Source organism: Pradoshia sp. Z5_111, from assembly GCF_058267535.1.
Window position 1 is genome coordinate 1 of the sequence record NZ_JBZCPQ010000020.1, and the last position, 11,991, is coordinate 11,991.

Consider the following 11,991-nt stretch of genomic DNA (forward strand, 5'->3'; position numbering starts at 1 on the left):
TGACGAGATTTTAAAAATCTCTTGTTTTTTAGACTTGCTTGGCGTTTCGTTTTGTTTAGTTTTCAAAGAACAATCTGCATGTCGTTTTAGCGACTTTTATATTATATCAAGATAACTTTTCTTTGTCAACAACTTTTTTAAAAAGTTTTTTTGACTCGTTTCAACTTGTTATCTCGTTCGCGTTAGCGACTTTTATAATATATCAGAATAACTTATTTTCGTCAATAACTTTTTTTAAAAAGTTTTTTTTACGAATGTTCAACGAAGTGAACGATAGTTAATATATCATGGACAACTATTAGGATGCAAGTACTTTTTTAACTTTTTTTCGCTTTTTTATATTATTTCTACATAACATCATAAAAATCACATATAACTAATACTTTGACATACAACTCTTCATTAAGATTAGCAGTGTGCGTTTGCCTAACATTCTGATCACTAAGCAAGCCCCCTAATGTTCATAAGAATCGATGCCTTCAACAACACACTAATAAAATGGGAGTAAGTTCAACACCAATTATATTTAGAAAAAACAGAGACATCCTTCTTTGGATGCCCTGCAATTTAATTAATAGGTAACTTCGCTATTCTTTATTGTGTCTCTTCTTCTATTCATTAATATAAATAAAGATAATCCCGCCAATACTAAAGATGCACCAAACAATTGTATAGCAGATAGGCTTTCATTAAATAAAAAGTACGCCAATAATGCCGCACCTATTGGTTCAAATAATATTGCCATCGATATTTTTGTTGCACTAACCCATTCAATCGCCCAATTAAACAGTGAATGTCCCAGCAATGTAGGAATGATTGCTAGCAAGATAAATAGGTACCATTCTTTTTTAGGATAATCGAATAACTCCTGGCCGCTCCCCAATACATAGATCAATAATATGATTGCACTAATACCGTATACTATAAATGTATAAGCAGTTAACCCCATTCTTTTCCGTACCACTTGTCCAATCAAGAAATAAGCTGTTGCAAGAGCACAAGCTACTAAGGCAAGTACATCCCCGAACAAAGCTCCCTTATTATGCGAAAAATCGCTGGCACTAATCAATATACTGCCTGAAATCGCCACAATAATACTTACGACTCCACCGATAGATACTCGTTCCTTAAATAAAAAATAGGTACCTAAAAAAGCAAATATAGGCTGCATTGTAACTAGGACAGTTGAATTAGCCACTGAAGTGTACCGAAGAGACTCAAACCAAAAAATAAAATGAAAAGCAAGAAACGCTCCGGCCGCTGCACATAATACCCAATCTTTTTTATTAATCCTTCCTACCTCTTTAACAGCCTCCTTACAAAAGTACGGAAGTAGAATTAAACAGGAAAATAACATGCGGTAAAAAGCAATGACACCAGACTCGGCTTCGGAATAGCGAACAAGTATCGCTGAGAAGGATACAGCGATCACTCCTACAACAATAGCAAGATAAGGTTTAAAAAGTGACTGAGTCATATATTATTCCACCCTTTAACTGTAATTTAAACAAATAATTATTCATAATTCATAATTCTGGAACACATCCGTCTCATATTCTATTCTATATAGAAGAACTTATAAAGGCAGGTTAGCAAAAATGGATTTCTCAATTGATATACAGATGATTATTAAATTATGCATATCAGCAGTATTAGGGCTTATCATAGGACTGGAACGGGAAATCAAAAGAAAACCTGTTGGTCTGAAAACATCTCTAGTAATCTCCATCGTTAGTTGTTTATTAACTATTGTCTCTATTGAATCTGCTTATAATGCAAAAGGTTCATCATATGGAGTCACAGTAACAATGGATCCGCTCCGTCTTGCAGCTCAGATAGTATCCGGGATTGGTTTTATTGGAGCTGGTGTTATATTAAGGAGAGGCAATGACAGTATATCAGGTTTAACTACAGCAGCATTAATTTGGGGAGCAGGCGGAATAGGGATTACGGTAGGCGCAGGTTTTTATATGGAAGCTATCGCAGGTGTGGTTTTGTTAATCATCAGCGTTGAATTGCTGCCCATGTTATTTAATTATATCGGGCCAAAGAAGTTTAGAGAAAAAGAATTAAACCTCCAGTTAATTATTGCAGAAAAAGACAGTATAGCGCCCATTATAAATTTAATTGAACAAAAAGAGATTTCAATTAAGTCTGTTCGCATAAAAGATCTGACTAACAGTCATCAAATCCGCTTAAGAACCACAATAGACAGCAAAAGGCTAATTACAGATGTTTATTATTCCGTTTCCACTATCGATGGGGTCATGAGCATTGAAATTGAAAATGCCTAATCATTAGGAGTCGGAAAGAAGCATAGGCAGTTTCTTTCCCGCTCCTTATTTTACCCTGCGTTATAGCTTGATTAAGTTAGAAGATTCAGCAAAATACTTCGTACAAGATTGACATTCGTACTAAATTAGTTAAAATAAGGTTGTACATAATTTTATTACTTATTATGGGGCTATAGTTCAGCGGGAGAATGCTTCGCTGGCAGCGAAGAGGTCAGGGGTTCGAATCCCCTTAGCTCCATTACCTGAGAAACTCTTGTGTAGCAAGGGTTTTTTCTTTTTTATAGGAGACTTCTCTGCGAGGAATCGGCTGGATTTATTGCACAAGTTGTTCGGCGCCTGATTATCGTTGATTCTTGTGTATATTTATTCCGTATCATCGCGATAACGTAATTTGACATACTCATGATACTTTTCCCATTCCTTTTCAATATCACTTTTGCAGTTGAGTTAAAATCATGTCCACTATATCCGTATGTGACAAGTGATTAGCTATTTTCACTTCATTTTTCAAATTGACGAATCAAATCAATCGAAAGATTCCCTTCTCTATCCTGAACCTTCAACATCTCACGCCGAATATTATCTTGAGAAACTAACAGGGTACCTTTTCCTAACTGATCTTGAATGCTTTTTGCAATGGTTGATTTTCCACTTCCGGAGTTTCCTCTTAGAATAATTAATTTGGATTCCATGTGATTTCATTCCCTATTATGTTTTTTATTTCTCTACAAAGTTCTTATAAAAATAATAATTCTGTATATTCAACGATTTCCCCTTTATCATTCAAGTAAAAAAGTCGCCTCCTATAAATTTAGGAAAGCGACTTTTTGTCTCTTACTGCCATTAAATGAATATGTATAGTCTTTAGATACTCTGAATGAAGCTCACTATTAAATATACAGCGATACAGACCACAATACTTTGTAAGTAAAGGCCTGCTTCCTTCTTCGCAGATTCATCTTTACTATTTTGATTTTTTACGGAACGTACGGATCCATACAGAATACCTGCAATAACAGCAATTATTAAGGGAACTGTATTCATAGCATCTGCCTCCTTTGTGATTATTCTAACATAGAAGTTTTTCTTGTATTACCTATAATGCTTTTGTGTATCCAACCTATTTACTATCCCTAAAATAAGCATTATATTAAATAATTTGCCAAAATTTTCAGTATATATTTCTCGGTGAATAGTTAGATACTACCTTTTAAATTTGTTACGCTAATAATGGATTAATACATCTTAGGGGGTCCCTCATGAAAAATGTTAAACTGCTCTTTCTATTAATATTAAGTATTATGCTGGTTGCTTGCTCATCAAAGGATGAGGAAAATAAAAAATCCGATAATGTGGATGTCGATAAGGGCTTGGTAAATGTTGAAGTGACATTACCTGCTTCATTTTTTGAAGACACAGATATGGAGACACTAAAAAAAGAAGCTAAAGAGGACGGCGTAAAAGAAGTAATCGTAAATGACGATGGATCAGTTACATATAAAATGTCCAAATCTAAGCATAAAGAAATGCTGAAAGAGATGGGAAATACAATAGACACTTCCATTAAAGAAATAGAAGCCGATCAAGACTTTCCTTCAATCAAAAAGATAGAACACAATAAATCGTTTACAGAGTATACAATTAAAATGAATCAGGAGCTTTATGAAAACAGCAGTATGGACGGATTTGCCTTCTTCAATTTAGCTTATCAATCACTGTACTATCAATTATTTAATGGTGTAAGTGAAGATGACTATAAGGTTACCTTCCAGCTTAAGAACGAAGAAACCTCCAAAGTATTTGATACCATCGTTTATCCGGATGATATCCAAACCGATGAAGATGAGACAGAAAAGAATAAGTAAACCAAAATTCAAGCTGTCTTCTCAATGAAGGCAGCTCTTTTCATGAATGAATAAATTCACACTATTATTTTTCTATTTCTTCACTTTTATGACCTACTGTTTGCTCTTCCATAAGCTTTTTATAGAAAATCAGCGTTGTATTCTCATTCAATTTTCGGAGTTCACCGGTTTTTATATAACCCATTTTTTCATATAGATGACAATTCCGTACTTCTTCTTTTATCGTGGCCAGTTCCCAGCTTTTCGCTTTGCAATAATAATCTTCAATGATTTTTATTGTTTCCTGTGCAATTCCCATCCCCTGATATTCAGGTGAAATGAACATGGGACTGATTTTATATTCTTCGGTCCCTTCTCTCCATCGAATATTAATGGCACCAACTAGCTGCCTATTGAACATAATTTTATAAAATACACCATTAGGATTGTTCAATCGCATGATCAGCCGATCTATTTTTTCATTTGCAGGATTCGTATCGTAATCCTTATATTTTTCTAATAAAGGCATGAACGATTTGCGTTGGATAGCAAATAAAGCTGCTGCATCCTTTTGATCTGCCTTGAACAATTCAATACTCATGTCTTCACTCTCCACTTGTTTTCTAATTATTTGGATATGTATCCTGCCACGCTCTTTTCCTACGCCCTTTGTCTCTGCAAAAACGCACTTCTTCATTTATTTCGAATACGATGATAAAAAAACGGAAGGGACTGTAAGAATGGAATCTGAAAATGCCTTAAATATATTGGATTTCGCCCTCCCGTTACTGGACATTATTGTGATTATGCTGACAGACGAAAATCCTGTAAACGGGGTCATCCTTTTAGTGCTATTAAAAGCCGTTACAAACGATCCTTTAATGGAAATATTGTTTATTATATTAGCCATTGTTCTATGGGCTGCCCGACAGAGTGAAGAAGATTGAACTGTTTTTAAATAGCAGACAGGCTATCTTGACTCCCACGTTCATCATAGGTTTAAACAACACAATAATATTCTTGACTGCAAACATGAAAAAGGCGCTATGTTGTTAGCCCTTTTTCTTCATGTTTAGGTGGAATCCAATAAGCATGGTTCTACTATAGAATTCGAAAAAACCATTACAATCTCCTGCTATTGCCTACTGGTTCTTTCTATCCTTTAATTGATAGGCTTCACATATTTTCAATAGATGTTCACTTTGTTCAATAAGATCAATAATATTTCTCCAGGTTGTTCCTGTTACGATATCTTGAGCATGCGCAAGCTTATTTCTTAATGAGACGATTTCATCAAAGAATTTTTCCCCCTGAGCTCGTGAATCAAATTGTAACAATCCTCTTAATTCCTTATGCTTCACGATTAAAGTTTTTTTATCACTTAGTTGGAGGCAATCCATTAAACTGATTTCTTCATTTCTCTCTTTTCTACTTCCATACAATTTTTTTGTTTCCAACAGACGATTTTCACTTATTTTTTCTTCCCAACTGTTTCCTGGATAAAAACTTTTTACTAAGTGTAGAAAATGCATCTCCATCAACGAAATGATTCCAAATAGCAACATGCGTACAGGGGGTTTTTGAAGATCTGCCATTGTAACTAATTTTGTAATTGTATTTCCTTCTAATATAAATAGTCGTTTTTTATCTCGAAATAAATTGAGCACTTGGATAAGCGGTGTAGTATTTGAAACAAGATCTGCCGGTTTAAAATAAGCCAGATTCATTTGGCCCTTTTCGATATACCCTTCCATTATGCCTTCTACTTTAATTCCAACAACATCATAGCCACTGCTTGTCATATAATCATAAATGTTATAAATAGGTTCCTTGCAATCAAAACTAATTAATTGTTCGGATATATGACTCACATTAATCGTTTCTTCGAATAATTTTCTTAAACTCGTATAATGACCAGAACTGGTTATTGTCGAATGAATCATCGCAGGCCCCACTTTCTTTTGCATTATTTTACCATCAAAAGATAGGATCTGTATAAAACTTTGAGGAAATCTCCTCGTGCTTTACGTACAGGACATTATTAACCTTTTCCTCTATAAAGTTAGGGAGCACTCATGGGCATCTTTTTTCTAGTACTGATCATCTACCTTACAAATAAAGCTAATCGATACATAACATCACTATTCTTTATATTACTTATTAGTTTTTTTCTCTATAAAATAACAGCTTGCCCGGATATTTTATGCGTTTGTCGTACTAAAGACCAACAGCATTTATCCAGTAATACTACTCCACTTTTTATAAATATGGGGATGGTGCTGAGCGGCTGATTATCTAACCCATAATGAACAAACCAAATAAAAAACACTCGGATTTCATTGAATCTAAGTGTTTTTCGCACATTTTATAGGAATATTATACTTACATTTAGTGAAAAGACCGACTGCCTATCATAATTGTTACATACTTTCCGATTTTATTTTCCCAGAGGTAGGGTTTATATAAGATTGATAAGATTTCCAATAAACAAAAGCAACAAGAACAGATCCGCCTATGGCATTCCCTAAAAATACAGGTACAAAGTTATTAAAATAATCCATCCAGGTAAAATAACCTTCGAATATTGCTGCGGGAATCACGAACATATTCGCTACTACGTGCTGAAAGCCAATTGCTACAAATGCCATGATTGGAAACCATATCCCTGCTATTTTTCCTGCAATATCGTTGGCACTGTATGAAAGCCAAACACCTAATGCCACAAGCCAGTTACAACCAACACCCGAAATAAGGGCCGGCCAAAAATCAACATCTATTTTATGAGCAGCCACGTCCACCGTTTTTTCGAGATAGACACCGCTGGCTGTAAACTCTCCTAAGTGGCCAAAGAAATAAGCTACAAAAATAGCGCCTGCGAAGTTACTAATCGTAATCCAAAACCAATTGTGAACTAATCGTGAGAAAGGAATCCGTTTGGCAAGCCAGGCCATTGGCACTGCCATCATATTACCAGTCAATAATTCTCCGCCTGCAATTAAAATTAAAATAAGTCCAAGTGGGAAAACAGATGCACCAATAAATGTTCCAAAGGTCCCCCAGTCTTCAGGCAAGCTTGCGGTTACTCGGATATATAGTAAATAACCCACAGATATATAAGCACCGCCCAAAAATCCCAATAGTAATAAATTTGTTAAAGGTAAACTGGTCTTCTTCACACCTGCTTCTACTGCTGCTATGGCAATTTCCTGTGGAGTTTTGAAACCCATGTATGTTCTCTCCAATCTATGTAATACGTCTTCCACATCATCATATGGAAATAATTATCAATCTATCCAAGTTTATTATATTCGTATTTTAGAAAGGCTTAAAGAGAACATTTTATGAATAATTCAAATTCTAATGATGTTAACTAAAAAACCCCCTCCGTTTTTTACAGATGGGGATTTTATTTATATCGTTTTTTTATGTTCTTTTAATTCTTCATCAATCATGGAATCGAGTTTTATAATACTGGCTTTCGCTCTTTCATACTCAATCTTCCGATAATGGTGAAGGCCGCCTTCCTCTTCATCTTTTTCATCTGCCCATTTAACAATCTGTTGAAGAGGCGTTCTAACAATATCATTTGAAGGTAAAAAGGAATCTGTATGAAATAAAATTGCGAGGGAGATCGTTTTCGCCTGAACCGGATTTTCACCGAGCCTTATTAATAATTTATGCGCTCTTTCAGCGCCCTTAATTGGATGTATATCGTTCTTTCTATATAAATCATAATCCCATTTACCATTACGGTACCAAGTAAAATGTCCAATGTCATGGAGCAGACCTGCTTTTGCTGCAGAATCCACATCGATATTCTGTTCTTTCGCTAAATGAAAGGCATGGTAAGCAACGGCAATTGCATGTGCCAAGCCAGAACGATTTAAATATTTTTGAGCAATGCGGTGCTCAAATATATCAAGTAAAGTTACTTCTCTCATAAGTTCTCCCTCCCTGGTTATTTTTGTATATTTATAAAGATAAATTTATATTTTTGTGCATTATAGCATGGATACTTCACTGTTTAAAAGGAATTTATTATTCTATAAAATTACCTTGTTTCTGTACTTTTAAACGAAATTTTACAATCAGCCTTTCTTTACCCCCTTATTCGCATTCATTCTTTTGCTCTTTAGGGCTGGTATTGTCGCTAATCCTGAAAAATCATGGCAGCTGTCGAAATAGTCACATGGACCAAGTTATTATTCATTATTGTATGTTCATGCCATGTCTTTAAAAACGGCAAAAGTCGCAGTTGGGCAGATACTAGTTAAGAAAAAACACGAGTATTTCCGAATAACCCCATACAAAAATATCCAGGTGGACTTGTTTATCATCATCTAAAAAGGGAATTTTGTGTATACAGGGAGGAGGAGTACAAATGAATCAGTATCAAACTTTTTTCTTCGAGGATGATGGTAGGATACCTAATAATCCAAACTTACCAGTCCTTCTATATGATCAAGCTGTAGACAACCCTAAATCCACTATGGAAAGCCTATTTAATAAAAATCAATGGCTAAATAGTTGGACAAATGGGGTATTTGACTATCATCATTATCACAGTAATTCACATGAGGTACTTGGGGTCATTAGTGGTGAAGCCACCCTTATGATTGGCGGTGAAACAGGAAGGGAGATTCATGTTCAGTCAGGTGATGTGATTATTCTTCCTGCCGGAACCGGCCATAAACGCCTTAGAACCAGCTCTGACTTTTCTGTCGTTGGAGCTTATCCAGATGGAATGGACTATAACACTAAATACGGGAAAGAAAATGAACGTCCTGAAGTATTAGAGGATATTAGCAAGGTACCGATTCCGAAAACCGATCCTATCACTGGCAAGGAAGGCCCTTTATTGAAAGAGTGGCAGGTATAATACCATTAGAGAAAATATAGATTTTAAGCCGTTCGATAAGATAGCGCGTCTTCAAATTATTCAGCGATTAATCCCCTGAATTTTTAATGTTCTGCAAAACAATATTTTACTGTCTTTCAAAATGTTTCAAAGACTATTAATAGGGAATAAAGAACTTACTAAAATGAATATATAGGGGAATTATTATATGCTGGAGACAAAAACAAATTTAAGTTTATTAGAAAAACAAGATATGACCAATCCACAAATCGTACCCAACTGGGTAACAGAAGAATACCAGACATTTCATAACATTGTTACAAACCCAACATTTCCATGTTACTTTGGGATGAAAGCGGAAAATAAAGGAGAGCTCCGTTATGCGTATATGACTCATAATGATTGGTCCTCTCTCCCAAAAGCAGTAGAAAGCTTCCTGGAACTATTTAAGGAGCCACCTCACATAAGACACGGATTATTTGTTTTTGTTGAACCTGAAAAAGAGGAGCGCGATATCCCATACTATAGAGATTACTTTTGGAGAATTCTACAGTATTTACACGAGCATGATCCGAAGCTTTGGCCTGCGGATAAACCGAAGGATCCTGAACATTTCCTTTGGGACTTTCACTTTGCAGGTGAACCATTCTTTATCTTCGGCAATTGCCCTGCCTACAAGCAACGGAAAACCCGTGACCTCGGTAATAGTTTAGTTCTTGGCTTTCAACCGCGAATGATATTTGAAGGACTTGAAGGGACTGAAAAAGGCGGGATCATGTCCAGAGAGAAAGTTCGTGAACGAGTAGAGAAATGGGATCAGCTCCCTAAGCATCCGGATATCAGCCATTATGGAGATCCAAATCATAATGAATGGAAGCAATACTTTATCGGCGATGATATACAACCAATCGCAGGGAAATGTCCATTTCACCATAAAGATTCATAATCATATAAAAAGAAGCTGATCATTGAATCAGCTTCTTTTTTATAGAGTTGAAGCTTGCATGCCTTCAAGATTCGATACATTATTTAATAATATGCTGTACCCGTCCCACCTGACCGTCCGTTAACCGTACTTTAATGCCATGCGGATGGGTTGCTGAATTGGTTAAAATATCTTTTACGATACCGCGAGTTAATGCACCTGAGCGCTGGTCCTTCTTTAACACGATATCGACTTCTAGTCCTGCCCGTATATCACTGCGATTCTTTCCATTATTCATTTTTCTAACCTCCCTTATTTATCTCGATCCATAAATACATTCATTGAGAATAACGTAATCTATCCACTAATGGTATAATGGACAAATAGTAAAATCCACTTTTTTGGAGGCAATATGTTAACTTTTGAAGAAAAAATTGCAATTATAGAGTCTTTTAAGGAACTCGAACGTAAAAATGTTTCACTTGGGCGTATCAACTATCAATATCCTGAAAGCAAATTAGATAAATCGAATGTTGTTTATCACCTGCATCCAAACGGTAATGGTTTCGTTTATGCAGAAGGTATTCCCGGGTACCGTGTGGGTCAAAAGGGATTGGTGAATATCAAGGATTTTTCCGCTGAGCAATTAGAAACAATCATCGCTAAATCCATAGAGCTTCTATCTACTGATCCGTATGAACATTATGCAGGCGATATAGAAGGTGAAGAAGAAACTTGGAGAAATAACGAAGGACATACTCTTACTGTTATAGCAGAAGAGGATATGTGGAATGTATATGCTGGCTTAAACCTAGATGGCACATTCCCATCCTACAATGAAGCCAAATCTTATTTAATGGAAGAAGGATTCCATAAAGTAAAGTAAACGAACCTAACAGCCCATTGGTCATTCATAATCCAGTGGGCTGTTCCTATTTAATCCTACAAATAACCAGACCATGTATTCAGACACTACCTCATTATTTACCTGAAAACTCTGCCTTTCGCTTCATAAAGAAGGCACTGATTCCCTCCATCGCATCTTCCGAACGGGCTATTTTCAGCATATTTTCTAATTCAATTGAGATTCCTTCCTCTAAGGAAACCTCTGTCCCTCTCCTCACAGAATCAAGAATCCCTTGAACCGCAAGCGGCGGTCCTTCAGCTAAATTGGTTGCAATCGCTAATGTTTCATACTTCAGCATATTAGCAGGCACAACTTTGTTGATCAACCCATACTCCATTGCTTTAATCGCCGAAATTTTTTCACCGCTTAATATTAATTCAAGAGCCCGCCTGCGGCCAATCAATCTAGGCAGCCGTTGAGTGCCCCCATAGCCAGGCATAATTCCGAGCTTTATTTCCGGAAGGGCAAACTCTGCTGTGTCTGCAGCTATTACCAAGTGGCAAGCCATTTGCAGTTCATTCCCACCACCCAACGCACGACCATTTATGCTTGCAATGATAGGTTTGGAGAAAAACTCAATTCGATTAAATAGATCATGCATTCCTTGAATCGTTTCCCTCGCTTTTTCTGGATCCGCTAAATCTGCAAATTCATTTACATCTGCACCAGCTGAAAAAGATTTTTCTCCCGCTCCGGTTAATATAATAGCTCTAATCGTATGATTGTTTTCGATATCATCCAAATAGGTGCCAATCTCATATAATGTATCTCTGCTCAATGTATTTAGGGGAGGTCGATTGATTGTAATGATTGCCACCCTATTTGTTACCTCCAACAAACAATTTTGCCCCATTATCCTACCTCCCTTTCCAGTATAACGGCAATTGCCTGACCAAAGCCGATACACATGGTAGCAAGCCCAAATCTTCCGTTTGTTCTTTCCAATTCATTAAGTAAAGTAGCGATAATACGAGCACCGCTTGCACCCAGAGGATGGCCCAATGCAATTGCTCCTCCATTTGGATTTACTTTATCCATATCTGGTTTCAGCTCTTTCGCCCATGCTAATACAACTGAAGCAAAGGCTTCATTCACTTCAAAAATATCGATATCATTAATGGAAAGACCTGCCTTATCCAATACCTTTTGTGTTGCCGGGATAA

At 36.2% G+C, this 11,991-nt stretch carries 14 protein-coding genes, 1 tRNA gene and 2 pseudogenes; 7 read left to right on the plus strand and 10 right to left on the minus strand.

Features of this window, described 5'->3' with window-relative positions:
* Positions 1 to 571 precede the first annotated feature (571 nt).
* Complete coding sequence (locus tag AC4D4A_RS19095; protein ID WP_490997287.1) at positions 572 to 1,477, minus strand: DMT family transporter; 906 nt, start codon at positions 1,475 to 1,477, stop codon at positions 572 to 574.
* A 121-nt stretch (positions 1,478 to 1,598) separates the two neighbouring features.
* Between AC4D4A_RS19095 and AC4D4A_RS19100 the strand changes: the two genes are divergently transcribed.
* Together AC4D4A_RS19100 and AC4D4A_RS19105 are read left to right on the plus strand one after the other, a co-directional pair.
* Positions 1,599 to 2,294 (plus strand): MgtC/SapB family protein, encoded by a 696-nt coding sequence (locus AC4D4A_RS19100; protein WP_490997288.1) that lies wholly within the window; start codon positions 1,599 to 1,601, stop codon positions 2,292 to 2,294.
* Between the two features lie 166 nt (positions 2,295 to 2,460).
* Positions 2,461 to 2,532: transfer RNA gene (locus AC4D4A_RS19105), tRNA-Ala, on the plus strand.
* Positions 2,533 to 2,797: 265 nt separating this feature from the next.
* Here the strand turns inward: AC4D4A_RS19105 and AC4D4A_RS19110 are convergent.
* Positions 2,798 to 2,986, minus strand: a pseudogene (locus AC4D4A_RS19110) (AAA family ATPase); the annotation flags it as partial.
* A gap of 172 nt (positions 2,987 to 3,158) precedes the next feature.
* Positions 3,159 to 3,338 (minus strand): hypothetical protein, encoded by a 180-nt coding sequence (locus tag AC4D4A_RS19115; RefSeq protein WP_490997289.1) that lies wholly within the window; start codon positions 3,336 to 3,338, stop codon positions 3,159 to 3,161.
* Between the two features lie 215 nt (positions 3,339 to 3,553).
* Between AC4D4A_RS19115 and AC4D4A_RS19120 the strand changes: the two genes are divergently transcribed.
* Positions 3,554 to 4,159 carry a hypothetical protein gene (locus AC4D4A_RS19120; RefSeq protein ID WP_490997290.1) on the plus strand — a complete coding sequence of 202 codons (606 nt, stop codon included), beginning with the start codon at positions 3,554 to 3,556 and terminating at the stop codon, positions 4,157 to 4,159.
* Positions 4,160 to 4,223: 64 nt separating this feature from the next.
* On the opposite strand, the gene AC4D4A_RS19125 is transcribed toward AC4D4A_RS19120, so the two are convergent.
* The gene (locus AC4D4A_RS19125; protein WP_490997291.1) at positions 4,224 to 4,739 is read right to left on the minus strand and encodes a GNAT family N-acetyltransferase; all 516 of its coding nucleotides are present in this window, start codon (positions 4,737 to 4,739) and stop codon (positions 4,224 to 4,226) included.
* Positions 4,740 to 4,878: 139 nt separating this feature from the next.
* Between AC4D4A_RS19125 and AC4D4A_RS19130 the strand changes: the two genes are divergently transcribed.
* Complete coding sequence (locus tag AC4D4A_RS19130) at positions 4,879 to 5,085, plus strand: hypothetical protein (protein WP_490997292.1); 207 nt, start codon at positions 4,879 to 4,881, stop codon at positions 5,083 to 5,085.
* 195 nt (positions 5,086 to 5,280) lie between these two features.
* Here the strand turns inward: AC4D4A_RS19130 and AC4D4A_RS19135 are convergent, their stop codons facing one another.
* The 3 genes from AC4D4A_RS19135 to AC4D4A_RS19145 form a co-directional block, all read right to left on the minus strand.
* Positions 5,281 to 6,105 carry a hypothetical protein gene (locus tag AC4D4A_RS19135; protein WP_490997293.1) on the minus strand — a complete coding sequence of 275 codons (825 nt, stop codon included), beginning with the start codon at positions 6,103 to 6,105 and terminating at the stop codon, positions 5,281 to 5,283.
* Positions 6,106 to 6,558: 453 nt separating this feature from the next.
* Positions 6,559 to 7,365 carry a formate/nitrite transporter family protein gene (locus AC4D4A_RS19140; protein ID WP_490997294.1) on the minus strand — a complete coding sequence of 269 codons (807 nt, stop codon included), beginning with the start codon at positions 7,363 to 7,365 and terminating at the stop codon, positions 6,559 to 6,561.
* 183 nt (positions 7,366 to 7,548) lie between these two features.
* Positions 7,549 to 8,079: an HD domain-containing protein gene (locus tag AC4D4A_RS19145; RefSeq protein ID WP_490997295.1), complete on the minus strand. Its 531-nt coding sequence runs from the start codon at positions 8,077 to 8,079 to the stop codon at positions 7,549 to 7,551.
* Between the two features lie 440 nt (positions 8,080 to 8,519).
* Here AC4D4A_RS19145 and AC4D4A_RS19150 point away from each other — a divergent pair, with 440 nt between their 5' ends.
* Positions 8,520 to 9,017 (plus strand): cupin domain-containing protein, encoded by a 498-nt coding sequence (locus AC4D4A_RS19150; RefSeq protein ID WP_490997296.1) that lies wholly within the window; start codon positions 8,520 to 8,522, stop codon positions 9,015 to 9,017.
* A gap of 187 nt (positions 9,018 to 9,204) precedes the next feature.
* A complete protein-coding gene (locus tag AC4D4A_RS19155; RefSeq protein ID WP_490997297.1) occupies positions 9,205 to 9,942 on the plus strand; it encodes a YqcI/YcgG family protein in 738 nt (245 codons plus the stop codon).
* Positions 9,943 to 10,021: 79 nt separating this feature from the next.
* On the opposite strand, the gene AC4D4A_RS19160 is transcribed toward AC4D4A_RS19155, so the two are convergent.
* Positions 10,022 to 10,219 (minus strand): YwbE family protein, encoded by a 198-nt coding sequence (locus AC4D4A_RS19160; protein WP_490997298.1) that lies wholly within the window; start codon positions 10,217 to 10,219, stop codon positions 10,022 to 10,024.
* Between the two features lie 114 nt (positions 10,220 to 10,333).
* Between AC4D4A_RS19160 and AC4D4A_RS19165 the strand changes: the two genes are divergently transcribed.
* Positions 10,334 to 10,807: a hypothetical protein gene (locus AC4D4A_RS19165; RefSeq protein WP_490997299.1), complete on the plus strand. Its 474-nt coding sequence runs from the start codon at positions 10,334 to 10,336 to the stop codon at positions 10,805 to 10,807.
* A 94-nt stretch (positions 10,808 to 10,901) separates the two neighbouring features.
* Here AC4D4A_RS19165 and AC4D4A_RS19170 read toward each other — a convergent pair whose 3' ends face one another.
* Positions 10,902 to 11,681: an enoyl-CoA hydratase/isomerase family protein gene (locus AC4D4A_RS19170; RefSeq protein WP_490997300.1), complete on the minus strand. Its 780-nt coding sequence runs from the start codon at positions 11,679 to 11,681 to the stop codon at positions 10,902 to 10,904.
* Positions 11,681 to 11,991, minus strand: a pseudogene (locus AC4D4A_RS19175) (steroid 3-ketoacyl-CoA thiolase); the annotation flags it as partial. The pseudogene AC4D4A_RS19175 and the gene AC4D4A_RS19170, both read right to left, overlap by 1 nt.